Raw genomic sequence first — 15873 nt, 5'->3', positions numbered from 1 at the left:
TCAACTGTCGCGCGCAATAACGAAACGGGCGGCTGCGCGCAATGTTTCGGCCTCGCTCCCGTAAGGGTCCAACGCCGCGCTGGCCTGTTCCACCAGGTCCAGGGCCCGCGCCCTAGCATCCGCAAGACCCAGCAGGGACACGAAAGTCGCCTTGTTGGCCTCGGCATCCTTTTGCAGTCGCTTGCCCGCCTTGTCGGCGTCGCCCTCGACATCAAGGATGTCATCGGCGATCTGGAATGCAAGCCCGAGCGCACTGGCATATTGCCGCAAGGGTTCGGGATCGGCCGCCGCCAACCGCGCGCCCGCACAGGCCGACCATTCGATCAGCGCCCCGGTCTTGCCCGCCTGCAACGTGGTGATCTGATCGAGGTTCAGCGGCGTGGTTGCCGCCTCCGCCGCCATGTCCAGCGCCTGGCCCAGAACCATGCCCCGCGCCCCGCTCGCCCGCGCCAGCGACAAGGCCAGTTCCGCACGGGTCTCTGCCGAACCGCATTCGGGGCGGCTCACCAGTTCGAAGGCAAGGCTTTGCAACGCATCCCCGGCAAGCACCGCCACCGCGTCATCCCATTTGACATGCACGGTCGGGCGGCCCCGCCGCAGGTCATCGTCATCCATGCAGGGCAGGTCATCATGCACCAGCGAATAGGCGTGCAGCGCCTCGATCGCAGTGGCCGGCCAGATTGCCCGGGCCGCGTCGATACCATGCAGCCGCGCCGATTCAAGCACGAGAAACCCCCGCAACCGCTTGCCGCCCTGTGTTGCATAGGCCATGGCCTGAACCACCGGTTCCGGGCTCAGATCGCGCAGCACCTCGTCAAAGTGGAGCTGGATCCGCTCGGCGGCCTGCGCCAATCGCTGGGGAAACATCTATTGCGCGTCGACCGGGGTGGTGCCGGTGGGGTTGCCGTCGCTGTCAAGCTTGATCGCCGCGACCTTTTCCTCGGCCCGCTTGAGCTCTTCCTCGCAGCGTTTCTTGAGCTGCGCCCCCCGTTCATAGAGCGAGATCGAATCGCCCAGCGGCACATCCCCGTGCTCGAGGCGGTCGACCACCGACTCGAGTTCCTTCATCGCTTGCTCAAAACTCATTTCTGCAACGGGGGTATCGGTCATTTCGCGGCCTTCATCAGTTCCTGTACATGCGCCAGCACCGACGCGGACAGCGCGTGCAAATCATATCCGCCCTCCAGTGTCGAGACCACCCGGCCCCCGCACAGCTCATCCGCCAGCTTGCAGAGTTCCGCGGTAAGCCACGCGAAATCCCCGGTCTGCCAGTCAAGATTGGCCAGCGGATCATCCGCATGGGCGTCAAACCCGGCAGATATGATGATCAGTTCCGGCTTGAACGCCCGCAGCCGGGGAAATGCCTTGTCCAGGTATTCGCGCCGCATATGCGCCCCGTCCGAACCGGGGGGCAGCGGGATGTTCAGGATGGTGTCATAGGCGCCGGTTTCATCGGCCCGCCCGGTGCCCGGAAACAGCGGGATTTGCTGGCTGGTGATCAGCAGGGCGCGCCGTTCATCCCACAACAGATCCTGCGTGCCATTGCCATGATGCACGTCGAAATCCACCACCGCGACCCGGCCCAGCCCGTGATGATCCAGCGCATGTTTGGCCGCCAGCGCCGCATTGCCGAACAGGCAGAACCCCATCGCGGTTTCGGTCTCGGCATGGTGGCCGGGCGGGCGCACCGCGGCAAAGGCATTGGGCGCTTCGCCCCCCAGCACCATATCCACCGCGCGCACCGCCGCACCGGCACCGCGATAGGCGGCGTTCAGCGTGCCGGGCGACATCCAGGTATCGCCATCCAGCGCCACCGCGCCCTGGGCGGGTGCCGCACGACGCAACCCTTCGAGATACCCGGCGGGATGGATGCGCAGAATATCGTCATCCGCCGCCATCGGTGCGGTGACCCGGTTCAGGTCCAGGGATTCAAGCGTGTGCAGAACATGTTGCAGCCGCGCCACCCGCTCGGGATGCCCGTCGGGCGTCACATGAGTCAGACAGTCGGCATGGGTGAGCATTGCCGTTTTCATCGCTGGTCCCCTCCCCTTGGTTTCGCGTGTTGGGTACTGCGCCGCTCAGTCGGGCGCCAGCATATAGCCCGCACCGCGCACCGTTTGCAGGTAACGCGGCTGTTTCGGGTCGGTTTCGATCTTGCGGCGCAGCCGGGTGATCTGAACATCGACGGCGCGTTCCTGCGCCTGCCCCCGGTCACGGCCCAGATCCTCGACCAGCTTGTTGCGGCTGACCGGCTCGCCAGGGCAGGCCGAGAAAATCTTCATCAACTGGCTCTCGGTCGCGGTAAGCCGCACGAGGTCGTCGCCCTGCCACATCTCGCCGCGTTCGATATCATAGCGGATCGGACCCAGATGCAGGATCTTGGGCACCGTGTCGCCCGCGGGCGTTTCAGGCATCCGGCGCAGGATGGCGTTGATCCGCAACAGCAATTCCTTGGGCTCGAACGGTTTCGCGAGGTAATCGTCGGCCCCGGCCTCAAGCCCGGAAATCCGGTTCTCGGTCTCGCCGCGCGCCGTCAGCAGCAGGATCGGCGTCGCCAGCGTTTCGCGCAGGCTGCGGGTCAGCGTCACGCCATCCTCTCCCGGCATCATCACGTCCATCACGATCAGATCGAAATCCAGCCCCGACAGGATCCGGCGGGCATGTGCCGCGTCGCGCGCCGCAGTAACCAGGAACCCGTGCCGGATCAGGAACTTGCGCAGCAGATCGCGGATCCGCTCGTCATCGTCCACGATCAACAGATGTGCGTCCAGTTCCGCCATCAGGCCCCATCCCTCAACTTGATATACGCACGGCGCATGTCGGCATCCATCATCGCCTCGAGCACCTGTTTGAACCCCGCCACCGCCTCGGGCCCGGCATCCCGAAACGCGGCGCGCATCCGGGCGCGTTGGGCATCGCTCAGCTCCTGTTCAAGCTTCAGCCCGCTTTCGGTCAGGTACAGGTGACGTTCGCGCTTGTCGCTGGTGCCAACACGGCTCTCGACCAGACCGTCGGAAATCAGCGTCCGCAACACCCGGTTCAGCGATTGCTTGGTCACGCCCAGAATCGCCAGCAGGTTGTTGACCGTCGTTCCCGGTGCCCGGTTGATAAAGTGAACCGCCCGGTGATGCGCGCGGCCATAGGCCATCTTGCCCAGAATGCGATCAGGATCGGCGGTAAAGCCGCGATAGGCGAAGAACATCGCCTCGATACCCTGTCTCAGCTGCTCATCCGTCAGGAACAGCAGGCTTTCGCCGCTGTAAACCTGCGCTGCACGCCCGTCAGACATGATGTGCCTCTTCCCCGATTTACGGCAGCATACGTCAGCCTTGTTGACATTCCAAGTGCGAAGAGGTATCGAATCGCGATTTTAGCGTAATATAATGTCCGATCCGGACATACTCACGCAATAAATGCAAAGCGCCCAATGCATAGGAGGATGCGCAATGTCAGGTTATGATGATCGTGATGGCCAGATCTGGATGGATGGCAAGCTCGTGGACTGGCGGGGTGCAAATGTACACATTCTGACCCATGCGCTGCATTATGCATCCTCGGTGTTCGAAGGCGAGCGTGCCTATAACGGCAAGATCTTCAAATCACGGGAACATTCCGAACGGCTGATCAAATCCGGCGAGCTGGTCGGGTTCGACATCCCCTACACGGTTGACGAGATCGAGGCCGCCAAGCAGGAGGTTCTGACCGCCAGCGGCCTCAAGGATGCCTATGTGCGTGCGGTTGCGTGGCGCGGGGCCGGCGAGGACATGGGCGTTGCTTCGGCGCGCAACCCGGTGCGCATGGCAATTGCCGTCTGGGAATGGGGTGCCTATTACGGCGACGCCAAGATGAAGGGTGCCAAGCTCGACATTTCCAAGTGGAAACGCCCGAGCCCGGAAACCATCCCGGTTCATGCCAAGGCGGCGGGTCTTTACATGATCTGCACCATGTCCAAGCACGAGGCCGAGGCCAAGGGCTGCTCGGACGCGCTGTTCATGGATTATCGCGGCTATGTCGCCGAGGCCACCGGTGCCAACATCTTTTTTGTCAAGGATGGCGAGGTGCACACGCCCAAGGCCGATTGTTTCCTGAACGGCCTGACCCGGCAAACGGTGATCGGCATGCTCGAGGATCGCCAGGTCAAGGTGCACGAGCGCCACATCATGCCCGAAGAGATGGAAGGCTTTGAGCAATGCTGGCTGACCGGCACCGCCGCCGAGGTCACACCGGTGGGCCAGATCGGCGACTATACGTTCGAGGTTGGCGCGCTGACCCGCGAGATCGCACAAGATTACGAAAAGCTGGTCCGCAGCTGATCGGCGGGGCATTGAACACGCGGCGATTGTCGCGAATTGTTCATGATACTGCCGGCTGACGTTTACATGGCTGCAATCCTATCCGCGCATCTAGCCAATCAGGATTGCAGCCATGACCAAACTCTACAGACCATCCCGCCGCGCCGTGCTGGCGGGCGGAACCGCCTTTGCCGCTTCGCTGGCCATGCCCGCCATCAGCCGGGCTTCGTCCCGCCCGGTGTTTACCCATGGCGTGCAATCCGGTGATGTCGACATGTCCAGCGGGATGATCTGGACCCGCACCGACCGCCCGTCGCGCGTATCGATGGAGGTTTCCACCACCGAGAGCTTTGCCGACGCGCGCCGCCTGGCGTCGCTGGATGCGGTGCCCGCCAGCGACATGGCAGTCAAACGGCTGATCGAGGGGCTACCCTCGGATCAGGACATCTTCTATCGCTTTGTCGCCGCCGACCTGAACGACGTGAACGCGGTCAGCGACCCGATCATCGGCCGTTTCCGCACCGCCCCCGCCGCCCGCCGCGACGTGCGGTTCGTCTGGTCCGGCGACACCGCCGGCCAGGGCTGGGGTATCGACGATGACGGCATGGCGACCTATGCCACCATGGCGCGCCACCAGCCGGATTTCTTTATCCATTCCGGCGATACCATCTATGCGGATGGCGCGATGCAGGACGAGGTCGAGCTTCGGGATGGCAGCATCTGGAAGAACACCGTCCTGATCGACGAGAAACGCAAGGTCGCGGAAACGCTCGACGAATTCCGGGGCCAGTGGAAATACAACATGATGGACGAGCATGTGCGCGACATGAACGCCATCGTGCCGACCTATTTCCAGTGGGACGACCACGAGGTTGTCAACAACTGGTCCGCGTCCAAGGACCTGACCGCGGATGATCGTTACACCGAGAAATCCGTCGCGCTGCTGCAATCGCGCGCCGCGCGGGCATTCCATGAAATGTCGCCTATCCGCTTTACCCCGCAAGAGCCGGGCCGCGTCTATCGCAAGATCGGTTATGGCCCGATGCTCGACGTGTTCTTTCTCGACCTGCGCAGCTATCGCGGACCCAACAGCGAGAACCTGCAGGAAACCGAGTCCGAAGCGACCCGTATCCTCGGCCAGGAACAGATGGCATGGCTCAAGCGCGAACTGGCCCAGTCGCAGGCGACCTGGAAGGTCATCGCCTCGGATATGCCCATCGGTCTGGTGGTGCGTGACGGTGACACCCGGTTCGAAGCCGTCGCCAATGCCGATGACGGTGCCGCCAAGGGGCGCGAGATCGAAATCGCCGAACTGCTGCGTTTCATCAAGACGGCCAAGATCACCAACACCGTCTGGTTCACCGCCGATGTGCATTACACGGCCGCGCATTACTATGACCCCAACAAGGCCCAGTTCCAGGATTTCGAACCGTTCTGGGAGTTCGTGTCGGGGCCGCTGCATGCCGGTACGTTCGGACCGAACGCGCTGGACGGGACATTCGGACCAGAGGTCAAATACGTCAAGGCCCCGACCGAAGAGCAGGGCGTCAACCTGCCGCCGAGCGCCGGGCTGCAATTCTTTGGCCTCGTCGACATCGATGGCGCAACGCAGCAGATGACCGTTCGCCTGATGGACCGGGCCGATACCGAGCTGTGGTCGGTCACGCTGGACCCGACGCAAGCCGCGATCTGATCGCGCCGCCCGCCCTGAAAACAGCGTTCCGGATCGGGTCCGGGACGCTGACACTCAAACACAGCGCGTCTGGTTCGGGGTGGCCCCGTGAGGCGTCACGCGACAGGTTGGCGCGATACAGGATCAGCTCTTGGGGTCCGAAACCGCCCGCGCCCGCGCCCGCTCCAGCCCAAGCTGGTGTTCGCGCCAGATCACCAGCACGTTGCCGGCAATCACCAGCGCCGCACCGATCAGCATGACCGCGGTGGGCAATTCACCGAACCAGAAATAACCCAGCAGGATGGCAAAGATCATCGAGGCATAATCATAGGGCGCAAGCATCGAGGCCGGGCCAAAGCGATAGGACGACGTAACCAGGATCTGTGCCACCCCGCCCACAAGCCCCGCAAGGATCAGCAAGCCCAGGGTTTCCGGCGCCGGCACCACCCAGCCAAAAGGCAGCGTCAACAGCGAGATCAGCGAGGCGGTCGCGGAAAAATAGAACACCACCGCCGCCGTATGCTCGGTCTGAACCAGCTTGCGGATGTGGATCTGAACAAATCCACGGGCAATTGTCGCGGTGAGGATGAACATCGCACCCAGTGTCGCGCCATCTTCAAGGCCAGACCCGCCCCCCAGGCGCGGCCAGACCATGATCAGCACGCCAACCAACCCGACAAGCACCGCCGTGATACGGATCATGCGGATCGTCTCGCCCAGCATGATCGCGGCCAGGATGACGGTAAAGATCGGCGTCGCATAGCCGATGGCGGTGACCTCGGGCAGGGGCAACAATCCAAGCCCGGCAAAGGTCAGCCCCATCGCCATCGTGCCCAGCAGCCCGCGCCAGAAATGGCCCATCGGCTGGCGTGTCACCAGCCCGTTGCGCAGTTCGCCCCGCATGGCGAGCCAGACCACGATCACCGGGATGGCAAAAAATGAGCGAAAGAACACCGCCTCGCCCGGCGGCACCGCATCCGAGGTCGCCTTGACCAGGGCCGCCATCACCGTGAACAGGCCGATCGCGCACAGTTTCAGTGTGACGGCCAGCCCAGGTCGATGCGATGTTAACAGTTTTGCCATGCCGCCTTCCTGCGCCCGAAACGCAAAAAGATCAATGGGCATCCGCGATGGGCGCGCCGGACGGATCAGCCGATCTTGCCGCGGTTTTCCCCCACCTGCCCGCGATGCAACAGCATGTGATCGAGGATCACGCAGGCCATCATCGCCTCGCCCACCGGCACCGCGCGAATGCCGACGCAGGGGTCGTGGCGGCCCTTGGTGATGATCTCGCTTTCCTCGCCGGTGCGGGTGATGGTCTTGCGCGTGGTCAGGATCGAACTGGTGGGCTTGACGGCAAAACGCACGACGATGTCCTGCCCGGTGCTGATGCCGCCGAGAATGCCGCCGGCGTGGTTCGAGCTGTATCTCGGGCCACCCTGGCCCATGAAGATCTCGTCGGCATTGGCCTCGCCGGTCAGCATCGCCGCCGACATGCCCTCGCCGATCTCGACGCCCTTGACCGCGTTGATGCTCATCATCGCGGCGGCCAGGTCGGTATCGAGCTTGCCATAGACCGGCGCCCCCAGCCCCGCGGGCACGCCCCGGGCGACAATCTCGATGATCGCGCCGACCGAATTGCCGGATTTGCGCAGGTCATCGAGATAGGCGGCCCAGGTCTCGGCCGCCTGTGCGTCGGGGGTCCAGAACGGATTCGACTCGATCTGGGACCAGTCAAACCGTGCGCGGTCGATGGCGTGTTCGCCCATCTGCACCATGTAGCCGGTGATCTGGACATCCGGCACCAGCGCCCGGATCGCCTCGCGGGCAAGGCCCCCCGCCGCAACTCGCGACGCGGTTTCGCGCGCCGAAGAGCGCCCGCCGCCACGATAGTCGCGGATGCCGTATTTCTGCCAATAGGTGATGTCGGCATGGCCCGGGCGGAACTTGTCCTTGATGTCGCCATAATCCTTGCTGCGCTGGTCGGTGTTCTCGATCATCAGCTGCACCGGAGTGCCGGTGGTCTGACCCTCGAACACGCCGGAGAGGATGCGCACCTGGTCCGGTTCGCGCCGCTGGGTGGTGTATTTGTTCTGTCCCGGTTTGCGACGGTCGAGCCAATGCTGGATCATCGTTTCGTCGATCGGCACGCCCGGCGGGCAACCGTCAACAGTCGCCCCGAGCGCGGGGCCGTGGCTTTCGCCCCAGGTGGTGACGCGGAACAGGTGGCCAAAGCTGTTGATCGACATGGGCGGGCTCCTTTTGGCTCGTGCTTTAGCCGGGGGAAGGGGGCGTCGCAAGCGGTTGTCTGGCAAGGGGGCGCTGCCCCCGCCGCCCTGCGGGCGGCTCCCCCGGAGTATTTCGACAAAGATGAAGCGGCTGTGTGCTTGTCATTCGCCGGGGCGCGAACTAGGGTTCCGGACACCTCGGGGTGCCCTGGACGGCTGAGACGCGCGACGCGGACCCGTTGAACCTGAACCGGCTCGTACCGGCGTAGGAAAGGTCTGGACATCCTTCCAACCCTGCCCATCGCCGCAAAGGGAGGATGCCATGAAGTATCTCGCGATCGCTGCGGGAGTTTGCTGTGCCACGGCGGCGAGCGCCGGGACACCGGAACTGACCGTGTACACCTATGACAGTTTCGTTTCGGAATGGGGCCCAGGCCCGGCCATCGAGGCGGCATTTGAAGAGACCTGCGGGTGTGATCTGAAGCTGGTGGGGGCTGGAGATGGTGCGGCGCTGCTGGCGCGTCTGAAGCTGGAAGGGGCGCGCAGCGACGCGGATGTGGTTCTGGGGCTGGACACCAACCTCACCGCGGCGGCGGCGGAAACCGGGTTGTTCGCGGAACATGCGGTGAGCGCGGAATATGCGCTGCCCGTGCCATGGGCCGATCCGGTATTTGTACCCTATGACTGGGGATATTTTGCCTTTGTGCACCAGGCGGATGCCGCCGCCCCGTCGGATTTCCGCGCGCTCGGAGAGAGTGAAGCCCGGATCGTCATCCAGGACCCGCGATCATCGACGCCGGGGCTGGGTCTGCTGATGTGGGTCAAGGCCGCCTATGGCGACGAGGCCCCGGCAATCTGGCAGGGGCTGGCGGACAATATCGTGACGGTGACCAAGGGGTGGAGCGAGGCCTATGGGCTGTTCCTGGACGGTGAAGCGGACATGGTGCTGTCCTATACCACCTCGCCGGCCTATCATCTGATCGCGGAAGAGGATGCCGGCAAGGCCGCAGCCGTATTCGAAGAAGGCCATTACATGCAGATCGAAGTGGCCGCCAAGCTGGCCAATTCGGACCAGCCGGACCTGGCCGAGGCGTTTCTGCAATTCATGGTGACGGACGCCTTTCAGTCGGTGATACCGACCACCAACTGGATGTACCCGTCGGTGATGCCGGCAGAGGGGCTGCCGCAGGGGTTCGAGACGCTGGCGCAGCCGGGCAAGGCGCTGATCGTGCCCGCGCAGGACGCGGCGGCGCTGCGGGATGAAGCATTGGCGGAATGGCTGGGCGCGCTCAGCCAATAGGGCATCGCGGCGGGCTTGGCGCGGCGGCGATTGTCGCGGCGCTGATCCTGGGGGCGTTGATCGCGGTGGCCCTGCGTGCCGAGGCCGGGCGTGGCATGGGACCATCGGATTGGGCCGCCGTGCGGTTTACGATATTGCAGGCCGCGCTATCGGCCGGGTGCAGCGTTGCGCTTGCCATCCCGGTGGCGCGGGCGCTTGCCCGACGGCGGTTTGCGGGGCGGCGGGTGTTGATCGCGCTGTTGGGCGCACCCTTCATCCTGCCGGTGATCGTCGCGGTGCTGGGCCTGCTGGCGGTGTTCGGGCGCAATGGCTGGATCAGCATCCTGCTTGGCTGGGCCGGCTTGCCGCCGTTGCAGATCTATGGGCTGCACGGGGTGGTGCTGGCGCATGTGTTTTTCAACCTGCCCTTGGCGACGCGGCTGATCCTGCAAGGCTGGCAGGAAATCCCGGCGGAACGGTTTCGCCTGGCCGCGCAGCTGGGGGCCGGGCCGCGTGCCATGTGGCGGCTGCTGGAACGACCGATGCTGCGGCAGATCGCGCCCAGTGTTCTCGCCGTGGTGTTCGCGATCTGCTTGACCAGCTTTGCCGTGGCCCTGACACTGGGCGGCGGGCCAGGGGCCACGACGATCGAGCTTGCCATCTACCAGGCGTTCCGGTTCGATTTCGATCTCGGACGGGCGGCGCTGCTGTCCTGCATTCAGATCCTGTTGACCGGTATTGCCGCGATGGTTGCGTTGCGAAGCTCTCGGGGCGACGGGTTTGGTGGCGGGCTGGACCGGCCGGTGCAACGCTGGGACGCGCAGGGCGTGCTCGCCCGCATCGGGGATGGCGCGATCATCCTGTTTGCCGCCGGGTTCCTGTTGATGCCGCTGGCCGCCATCGTCCTGTCGGGGCTGGCCGGGTTGTTCGGCCTGCCTGCCAGCGTGTTTGCCGCCACCCTGAACTCGGTCTTGGTGGCGGCGATCAGCACGCTGGTGACGCTGGCGCTGGCGCTGCCCATGGCGGTGACGGTGGCGCTTGGGCGGGGGGCCTTTGTCGAGTTTTCCGGGCTGCTCGGGCTGGCCGCGTCGCCATTGGTGATCGGCACCGGGTTTTTCGTGGTGGTTTATCCGTTTGTCGATCCGTCCCTGTTGTCGCTGCCGGTGACGGCCCTGGTCAACGGGGTGATGGCGCTGCCCTTTGCCCTGCGCATCCTTGTGCCTCGCGCGCGGCAGGTAATCGACCGCAACGGGCGTCTGGCGCTGACGCTGGGCATGGCGGGCTGGCCGTTTCTGTACCGGGTCCTGCTGCCCCGGATGCGACCGCAGATCGGTTTTGCCGCCGGGCTGGCGGCAGCCTTGTCGATGGGAGATCTCGGGGTGATCACGTTATTTGCCGATGCCGAACAGGCGACCCTGCCCTTGCAGGTCTTTCGCCTGATGGGGGCCTACCAGATGGAGGCGGCGGCGGCGGCGGCGCTGGTGTTGCTGTCGATGTCGATGGCCCTGTTCTGGCTTCTGGATCGCGGGGGGCGGTGGCATGCTGAGGCTTGAAGGGGTGGTGATCGACAATGGCGGGTTCAGGCTCGGGGCGGATCTTGCCATCGAAACCGGTCACAAGGTGGCGATCATCGGGCCGTCCGGCGCGGGGAAATCGACGCTGATCGGGGGACTCGCCGGGTTTCATCCGGTCGCGGCGGGGCGCATGACCTGGAAGGGAACAGACCTGACCGGCACGGCCCCCGGCGCGCGCCCGCTTGCGATGCTGTTCCAGGATGGCAACCTGTTTCCACACCTGACCGTTGCGCAGAATGTCGGCCTTGGTCTGAACCCGAACCTGCGGCTGGACGGTGGGCAGTGGGCACGGGTCGACACCGCCCTCGCCCATGTCGGGCTGCAAGGCATGGGCACGCGCAAGCCCGCGGCGCTTTCGGGGGGCCAGCAAAGCCGCGCGGCGCTGGCGCGGGTGTTGATCCAGGGCCGGCCCGTGCTGCTGCTTGACGAGCCCTTTGCCGCCCTGGGTCCGGCGCTGAAGGCCGAGATGCTGGACCTGGTCGACCAGTTGGTTGCCGAAACCGGCGCGACCCTCCTGATGGTCAGCCACGATCCTCAGGATGCCCGCCGGATCGCCGATCAGGTCATTCTGGTCGCCGAGGGAATGGCGCACCCGCCGCAGGAAACGGCGCGCCTTCTGGATAACCCGCCCCCGGCCCTGCGCGCCTATCTGGGATAGACCCGTCCCGGGGTTCTACGCCGCGAGATTGCCACGCATATGCGTCAGTGCCAGCGCGGCTCTTGCGGCCTCGCGGCCCTTTTCCACGAAATGTGCGCGAAATATCGCATTGTGATGATCGGTTTCCTGATAATGGTGCGGGGTCAGCGACACCGACAAGACCGGGACACCGCTGTCCAGCCCTGCGCGCATCAAGCCGTCAACGACGGCCTGCGCGACAAAGTCGTGGCGATAGATGCCACCATCGACCACAAACGCCGCGCCAATCACCGCGTCATAGCGCCCGGTCCGCGCAAGATCGCGCGCCATAAGAGGCAGCTCGAACGCGCCGGGAACATCGAACACGTCAACCTGTGCGGCAGGAACAAGCTCGCAAAACCCATCAAGCGCACGATCAACGATATCGGCGTGCCAGTTGGCTTTGACAAAAGCATATCGGGTGAGTGTCATCGGTAATCTCCTTTGGTTCAGACACGTCCACCCAAGGCGATCACGGACAGGCACGCCGCGGATGCGGCGCACATGCACGTCCTCTTTCATCCGGACTTTGACCGTCGGCTCTGGCCTCTCACCAGATCTGCTGACCAAGGGCTCTCCCTTGCGCTCGCGGGCTCGCAGAATTGAACCTGCATACCGCCGGTGGGGAATTTCGCCCCGCCCTGAGAACGGAAGTACACTTGCCAAACGCCGGCTCACTCTGCAAGAGGAATGCTGCACAGGAGGCCGCCGCATGCATCCCAACCCGGTTTTTCACACCGCCGATGCGCGGATGAATATCGATTTTGCCCGCGAACGGGGGTTCGGGGTGTTGGCGGTCGCTGGCCGGGACGGTGCGCCGCACCTGTCGCATGTGCCGTTTCTGCTGGATCGCGACGGGGCCAGTGCCGATCTGCACCTTGTTCGCTCGAACCCGGTCGCACGCATGGCGGTGCCTTGCCCCGCCAGGATCGCGGTTTCGGGGCCTGACAGCTATGTTTCGCCCGATTGGTATGGCCTGGTGGACCAGGTGCCCACCTGGAATTACATCGCGGTCCACCTGACCGGGATGCTGGAGCGGCGGCCACAGGACGAGCTGCGCGCGCTGCTTGACCGGGAATCGGCCTTTTTCGAAACGCGCCTGCTGCCCAAGCCGCCGTGGCGCGCCGACAAGATGGACGGCGAGGCGCTTGACCGGATGATGCGCATGATCGTGCCCTTTCGCCTGCGGGTCGAGACGGTGGACGGCACGTGGAAGCTGAACCAGAACAAGCCCGACGCCGCACGGCTTGACGCGGCAGATCATGTCGAGGCGCATGGGATCGGCACGGAAACCGCCTTGCTCGCCGCCCTGATGCGCGGCGCGGATGGACAGGGCCGATAGGTGCGCTAGTCTGGCGCAAACAACACGGGATCCATCATGATGAAGCTCTTTCACTCCCCCGCGTCGCCCTATGTCCGCAAGGTTTGTGTTCTGCTGCACGAGCTGGACCGGAGCGATGCGGTCGAACCTGCGACGGTCGCGACGACGGCGCTGGCCTCGGACGAGGCGCTCAAGGCGGCCAACCCGCTGGCCCGCCTGCCGGCGTTGGAACGGCCCGAGGGCACAACCCTCTATGACAGCCGGGTGATCACCGCCTATCTGAACGATCTGTTTGGCGGTGACCTTTATCCGCAAACCGGGGCGCGGTGGGATACGCTGACGCTTGAGGCAACGGGTGACGGCATCATGGATTCGGCGGTCTCGATGGCCTACGAAGTGCGGCTGCGCCCGCAAGAGCGGCAATCGCAGGAATGGATCGAGGCACAATGGGCCAAGGTCGCGCGGGCGCTCGCGGTTCTGAACGCCCGCTGGATGAGCCACCTGTCGGGGCCGGTCACGATGGGGCATGTCTCGGTGGCCTGTGCGCTCGGATACCTCGATTTCCGGCACGGTGCGCGCAACTGGCGGCAGGGCAATGACGCGTTGGCCGGCTGGTTCGCCACCTTCGAATCGCGCCCGTCGATGCAGCAAACCCGCCCGCCAGCCGACGCATGAGCCCGGTTCACGGCCCGAAACAGCACCGCGCAGAGTGTGTTCAACCGACGCAGTTGCGACACAGGAGCCCGATTGCGGCATCCTGCGCGCCTATGACCGCTGGACGAACCAAGACCACAACGATAATACGCCCGTGAGAAGCTGCATGAAAATGCGGCCCTTATGCATATTTGCCCGGACCCGGGCGCAGGAATTGGAGTAAACCTCGTGTCCCACGCAGAAGACCACGAAGGCACCCGGAGAGATTTCCTCTACTATGCCACTGCTGGCGCCGGAGCCGTAACCGCAGGGGCCGCCATCTGGCCGCTGATCAACCAGATGAACCCCTCGGCCGATGTTCAGGCGCTGTCGTCGATCCGTGTCGATGTCGCCGATGTCGAGGTCGGCACCCAGATCAGCGTCAAATTCCTGGGCAAACCGGTCTTTATCCGCCGCCGCACGCAGGAAGAGATCGAAGAGGCGAACGCCGTGAACCTGTCGGACCTGCCCGATCCGGATGCGCGCAACGCGAACCTCGCGGCCGGATCGCCGGCAACCGACACCAACCGGGGCCTGCTGCCGCCGAGCGCCGAGCCGGGATCGGACAGCGAATGGCTGGTGATGATGGGCGTCTGCACCCACCTGGGCTGTGTTCCGCTGGGTGATGGGGCCGGGGATTTCCACGGCTGGTTCTGCCCCTGCCACGGGTCGCACTATGATACCGCCGGACGTATCCGCAAGGGACCCGCGCCCGAGAACCTGCCGGTTCCGGTGGCCGAGTTCGTCGACGACACAACGATCCAACTGGGATAAGGGAGCGCAACATGTCCGGTATTCCGCACGATCATTACGAGCCGAAAACGGGTGGCGAAAAGTGGCTGCACAGCCGCCTGCCCATCATCGGCCTGCTATATGACACCATCATGATCCCCACGCCCAAGAACCTGAACTGGATGTGGATCTGGGGCATCATCCTGACCTTCTGCCTGGCGTTGCAGATCGTCACCGGCATCATCCTGGTGATGCATTATACCCCGCATGTGGACCTGGCCTTTGCCAGCGTCGAACACATCATGCGCAACGTCAATGGCGGCTACATGCTGCGTTATCTGCACATGAACGGCGCGTCGCTGTTCTTTATCGCGGTCTATGCGCATATCTTCCGTGGCCTGTATTACGGCAGCTACAAGGCGCCGCGCGAAATCACATGGATCATCGGCATGCTGATCTTCCTTGCGATGATGGGCACCGGCTTCATGGGCTATGTTCTGCCCTGGGGTCAGATGTCGTTCTGGGGCGCAACGGTGATCACCGGCCTGTTCGGCGCGATCCCGTTCATCGGCGAGAGCATCCAGACCTGGTTGCTGGGCGGACCGGCGGTCGACAACGCCACGCTGAACCGGTTCTTCAGCCTGCACTACCTGCTGCCCTTCGTTATCGTCGGGCTGGTCGCGGTGCATATCTGGGCCTTCCACACCACCGGCAACAACAACCCCACCGGGGTCGAGGTGCGCCGTGGGTCCAAGGCCGAGGCCGAGAAAGACACGGTTCCGTTCTGGCCATATTTCGTCATCAAGGACCTGTTTGCCCTCGCGGTGATCATGGTGGTGTTCTGGGCCATCGTCGGCTTCATGCCGAACTATCTCGGCCACCCGGACAACTATATCGAAGCCAACCCGCTTGTGACGCCTGCGCATATCGTGCCGGAATGGTACTTCCTGCCCTTCTACGCCATCCTGCGGGCCTTTACCTCCGAAGTCTGGGTTGTTCAGATCGCGTCCTTCGTGACCGGCGGCATCATCGACGCCAAGTTCTTTGGCGTGCTGGCGATGTTCGGTGCCATCGCGGTCATGGCGATCGTGCCGTGGCTTGATACCTCCTCGGTGCGTTCGGGCCGCTATCGCCCGATGTTCAAATGGTGGTTCTGGCTTCTGGTCATCGACTTCTTCGCGCTGATGTGGCTGGGTGCCATGCCCGCGGAAGAGCCTTATGCGACCTTCTCGCTGATCGCATCGGCCTACTGGTTCGCCTATTTCCTGGTGATCCTGCCGATCATGGGCGTGATCGAGAAACCCGACCCGCAGCCGGCGACCATCGAAGAGGATTTCGAGGCGCATTATGGCAAGAAAGCTGATGCCGGCAAAGACGCCGCAACAGCCCCAGCCGAATAAGAGAGG

Annotated in this window: 17 protein-coding genes and 2 riboswitches; of the genes, 9 read left to right on the top strand and 8 right to left on the bottom strand. The window is 64.1% G+C overall.

Translation table 11 applies throughout. The features are described 5' to 3' along the window. From ACP15R_RS20655 to ACP15R_RS20635, 5 genes are read right to left on the bottom strand one after another with little or no spacing between them, the layout of a single operon-like run. Positions 1 to 867 carry a polyprenyl synthetase family protein gene (locus tag ACP15R_RS20655; protein ID WP_424987955.1) on the bottom strand — a complete coding sequence of 289 codons (867 nt, stop codon included), beginning with the start codon at positions 865 to 867 and terminating at the stop codon, positions 1 to 3. Then, positions 868 to 1110 carry an exodeoxyribonuclease VII small subunit gene (locus ACP15R_RS20650; RefSeq protein WP_424987954.1) on the bottom strand — a complete coding sequence of 81 codons (243 nt, stop codon included), beginning with the start codon at positions 1108 to 1110 and terminating at the stop codon, positions 868 to 870. It lies immediately after the preceding gene. After that, on the bottom strand, positions 1107 to 2033 hold the full coding sequence (locus ACP15R_RS20645) for a histone deacetylase family protein (RefSeq protein ID WP_424987953.1): 927 nt from the start codon (positions 2031 to 2033) through the stop codon (positions 1107 to 1109). Before ACP15R_RS20645 ends, ACP15R_RS20650 begins: the two co-directional genes overlap by 4 nt. A gap of 45 nt (positions 2034 to 2078) precedes the next feature. Then, positions 2079 to 2780 carry a response regulator gene (locus tag ACP15R_RS20640; protein WP_424987952.1) on the bottom strand — a complete coding sequence of 234 codons (702 nt, stop codon included), beginning with the start codon at positions 2778 to 2780 and terminating at the stop codon, positions 2079 to 2081. Beyond that, the gene (locus tag ACP15R_RS20635; protein ID WP_424987951.1) at positions 2780 to 3289 is read right to left on the bottom strand and encodes a MarR family winged helix-turn-helix transcriptional regulator; all 510 of its coding nucleotides are present in this window, start codon (positions 3287 to 3289) and stop codon (positions 2780 to 2782) included. The genes ACP15R_RS20640 and ACP15R_RS20635 overlap by 1 nt, the downstream gene beginning before the upstream one ends. A gap of 157 nt (positions 3290 to 3446) precedes the next feature. Between ACP15R_RS20635 and ACP15R_RS20630 the strand changes: the two genes are divergently transcribed. Both ACP15R_RS20630 and ACP15R_RS20625 read left to right on the top strand, forming a co-directional pair. Next, entirely contained in the window at positions 3447 to 4313 is an 867-nt protein-coding gene (locus tag ACP15R_RS20630; RefSeq protein WP_424987950.1) for a branched-chain amino acid aminotransferase, read from the top strand. Between the two features lie 112 nt (positions 4314 to 4425). Continuing rightward, a complete protein-coding gene (locus ACP15R_RS20625; RefSeq protein WP_424987949.1) occupies positions 4426 to 5985 on the top strand; it encodes an alkaline phosphatase D family protein in 1560 nt (519 codons plus the stop codon). A 123-nt stretch (positions 5986 to 6108) separates the two neighbouring features. Here ACP15R_RS20625 and ACP15R_RS20620 read toward each other — a convergent pair whose 3' ends face one another. Together ACP15R_RS20620 and aroC are read right to left on the bottom strand one after the other, a co-directional pair. Beyond that, the gene (locus ACP15R_RS20620) at positions 6109 to 7047 is read right to left on the bottom strand and encodes a DMT family transporter (RefSeq protein WP_424987948.1); all 939 of its coding nucleotides are present in this window, start codon (positions 7045 to 7047) and stop codon (positions 6109 to 6111) included. A 65-nt stretch (positions 7048 to 7112) separates the two neighbouring features. Further along, positions 7113 to 8213 (bottom strand): chorismate synthase, encoded by a 1101-nt coding sequence (aroC, locus tag ACP15R_RS20615; RefSeq protein WP_424987947.1) that lies wholly within the window; start codon positions 8211 to 8213, stop codon positions 7113 to 7115. A gap of 168 nt (positions 8214 to 8381) precedes the next feature. After that, positions 8382 to 8481, top strand: a riboswitch (TPP riboswitch). Between the two features lie 33 nt (positions 8482 to 8514). Here aroC and thiB point away from each other — a divergent pair. The 3 genes from thiB to ACP15R_RS20600 are packed head-to-tail and all read left to right on the top strand — an operon-like array spanning position 8515 to position 11703. Next, entirely contained in the window at positions 8515 to 9492 is a 978-nt protein-coding gene (thiB, locus tag ACP15R_RS20610) for a thiamine ABC transporter substrate binding subunit (protein ID WP_424987946.1), read from the top strand. Beyond that, positions 9468 to 11024 carry a thiamine/thiamine pyrophosphate ABC transporter permease ThiP gene (locus ACP15R_RS20605; protein WP_424987945.1) on the top strand — a complete coding sequence of 519 codons (1557 nt, stop codon included), beginning with the start codon at positions 9468 to 9470 and terminating at the stop codon, positions 11022 to 11024. Before thiB ends, ACP15R_RS20605 begins: the two co-directional genes overlap by 25 nt. Further along, positions 11011 to 11703, top strand: coding sequence for an ATP-binding cassette domain-containing protein (locus ACP15R_RS20600; protein ID WP_424987944.1), 693 nt, complete (start codon positions 11011 to 11013; stop codon positions 11701 to 11703). Before ACP15R_RS20605 ends, ACP15R_RS20600 begins: the two co-directional genes overlap by 14 nt. 15 nt (positions 11704 to 11718) lie before the next feature. Here the strand turns inward: ACP15R_RS20600 and ACP15R_RS20595 are convergent, their stop codons facing one another. Next, positions 11719 to 12153: a 6,7-dimethyl-8-ribityllumazine synthase gene (locus ACP15R_RS20595; RefSeq protein WP_424987943.1), complete on the bottom strand. Its 435-nt coding sequence runs from the start codon at positions 12151 to 12153 to the stop codon at positions 11719 to 11721. A 74-nt stretch (positions 12154 to 12227) separates the two neighbouring features. Next, positions 12228 to 12374: riboswitch (FMN riboswitch) on the bottom strand. 59 nt (positions 12375 to 12433) lie between these two features. Here ACP15R_RS20595 and ACP15R_RS20590 point away from each other — a divergent pair. The 4 genes from ACP15R_RS20590 to petB all read left to right on the top strand — a co-directional run bounded on the left by ACP15R_RS20590 (position 12434) and on the right by petB (position 15867). Further along, a complete protein-coding gene (locus ACP15R_RS20590; protein WP_424987941.1) occupies positions 12434 to 13063 on the top strand; it encodes an FMN-binding negative transcriptional regulator in 630 nt (209 codons plus the stop codon). Between the two features lie 36 nt (positions 13064 to 13099). Further along, the gene (locus ACP15R_RS20585; protein WP_424987940.1) at positions 13100 to 13717 is read left to right on the top strand and encodes a glutathione S-transferase; all 618 of its coding nucleotides are present in this window, start codon (positions 13100 to 13102) and stop codon (positions 13715 to 13717) included. A gap of 207 nt (positions 13718 to 13924) precedes the next feature. Continuing rightward, positions 13925 to 14509, top strand: coding sequence for a ubiquinol-cytochrome c reductase iron-sulfur subunit (petA, locus tag ACP15R_RS20580; protein ID WP_424987939.1), 585 nt, complete (start codon positions 13925 to 13927; stop codon positions 14507 to 14509). An 11-nt stretch (positions 14510 to 14520) separates the two neighbouring features. Beyond that, a complete protein-coding gene (petB, locus tag ACP15R_RS20575) occupies positions 14521 to 15867 on the top strand; it encodes a cytochrome b (protein ID WP_424987938.1) in 1347 nt (448 codons plus the stop codon). The last annotated feature ends 6 nt before the right edge of the window (positions 15868 to 15873 follow it).

This window comes from Microbulbifer sp. S227A, assembly GCF_049800935.1.
Note: the sequence above shows the minus strand (reverse complement) of the source record. Positions and strands in the feature narration are given on the sequence as shown.

Bases quoted from the DNA above. Each gene is read 5' to 3' on its own strand.
- ACP15R_RS20655 (WP_424987955.1), bottom strand. From the start codon at position 867: ATGTTTCCCCAGCGATTGGCGCAGGCCGCCGAGCGGATCCAGCTCCAC.
- ACP15R_RS20650 (WP_424987954.1), bottom strand. From the start codon at position 1,110: ATGACCGATACCCCCGTTGCAGAAATGAGTTTTGAGCAAGCGATGAAG.
- ACP15R_RS20645 (WP_424987953.1), bottom strand. From the start codon at position 2,033: ATGAAAACGGCAATGCTCACCCATGCCGACTGTCTGACTCATGTGACG.
- ACP15R_RS20640 (WP_424987952.1), bottom strand. From the start codon at position 2,780: ATGGCGGAACTGGACGCACATCTGTTGATCGTGGACGATGACGAGCGG.
- ACP15R_RS20635 (WP_424987951.1), bottom strand. From the start codon at position 3,289: ATGTCTGACGGGCGTGCAGCGCAGGTTTACAGCGGCGAAAGCCTGCTG.
- ACP15R_RS20630 (WP_424987950.1), top strand. From the start codon at position 3,447: ATGTCAGGTTATGATGATCGTGATGGCCAGATCTGGATGGATGGCAAG.
- ACP15R_RS20625 (WP_424987949.1), top strand. From the start codon at position 4,426: ATGACCAAACTCTACAGACCATCCCGCCGCGCCGTGCTGGCGGGCGGA.
- ACP15R_RS20620 (WP_424987948.1), bottom strand. From the start codon at position 7,047: ATGGCAAAACTGTTAACATCGCATCGACCTGGGCTGGCCGTCACACTG.
- aroC (WP_424987947.1), bottom strand. From the start codon at position 8,213: ATGTCGATCAACAGCTTTGGCCACCTGTTCCGCGTCACCACCTGGGGC.
- thiB (WP_424987946.1), top strand. From the start codon at position 8,515: ATGAAGTATCTCGCGATCGCTGCGGGAGTTTGCTGTGCCACGGCGGCG.
- ACP15R_RS20605 (WP_424987945.1), top strand. From the start codon at position 9,468: ATGGCTGGGCGCGCTCAGCCAATAGGGCATCGCGGCGGGCTTGGCGCG.
- ACP15R_RS20600 (WP_424987944.1), top strand. From the start codon at position 11,011: ATGCTGAGGCTTGAAGGGGTGGTGATCGACAATGGCGGGTTCAGGCTC.
- ACP15R_RS20595 (WP_424987943.1), bottom strand. From the start codon at position 12,153: ATGACACTCACCCGATATGCTTTTGTCAAAGCCAACTGGCACGCCGAT.
- ACP15R_RS20590 (WP_424987941.1), top strand. From the start codon at position 12,434: ATGCATCCCAACCCGGTTTTTCACACCGCCGATGCGCGGATGAATATC.
- ACP15R_RS20585 (WP_424987940.1), top strand. From the start codon at position 13,100: ATGATGAAGCTCTTTCACTCCCCCGCGTCGCCCTATGTCCGCAAGGTT.
- petB (WP_424987938.1), top strand. From the start codon at position 14,521: ATGTCCGGTATTCCGCACGATCATTACGAGCCGAAAACGGGTGGCGAA.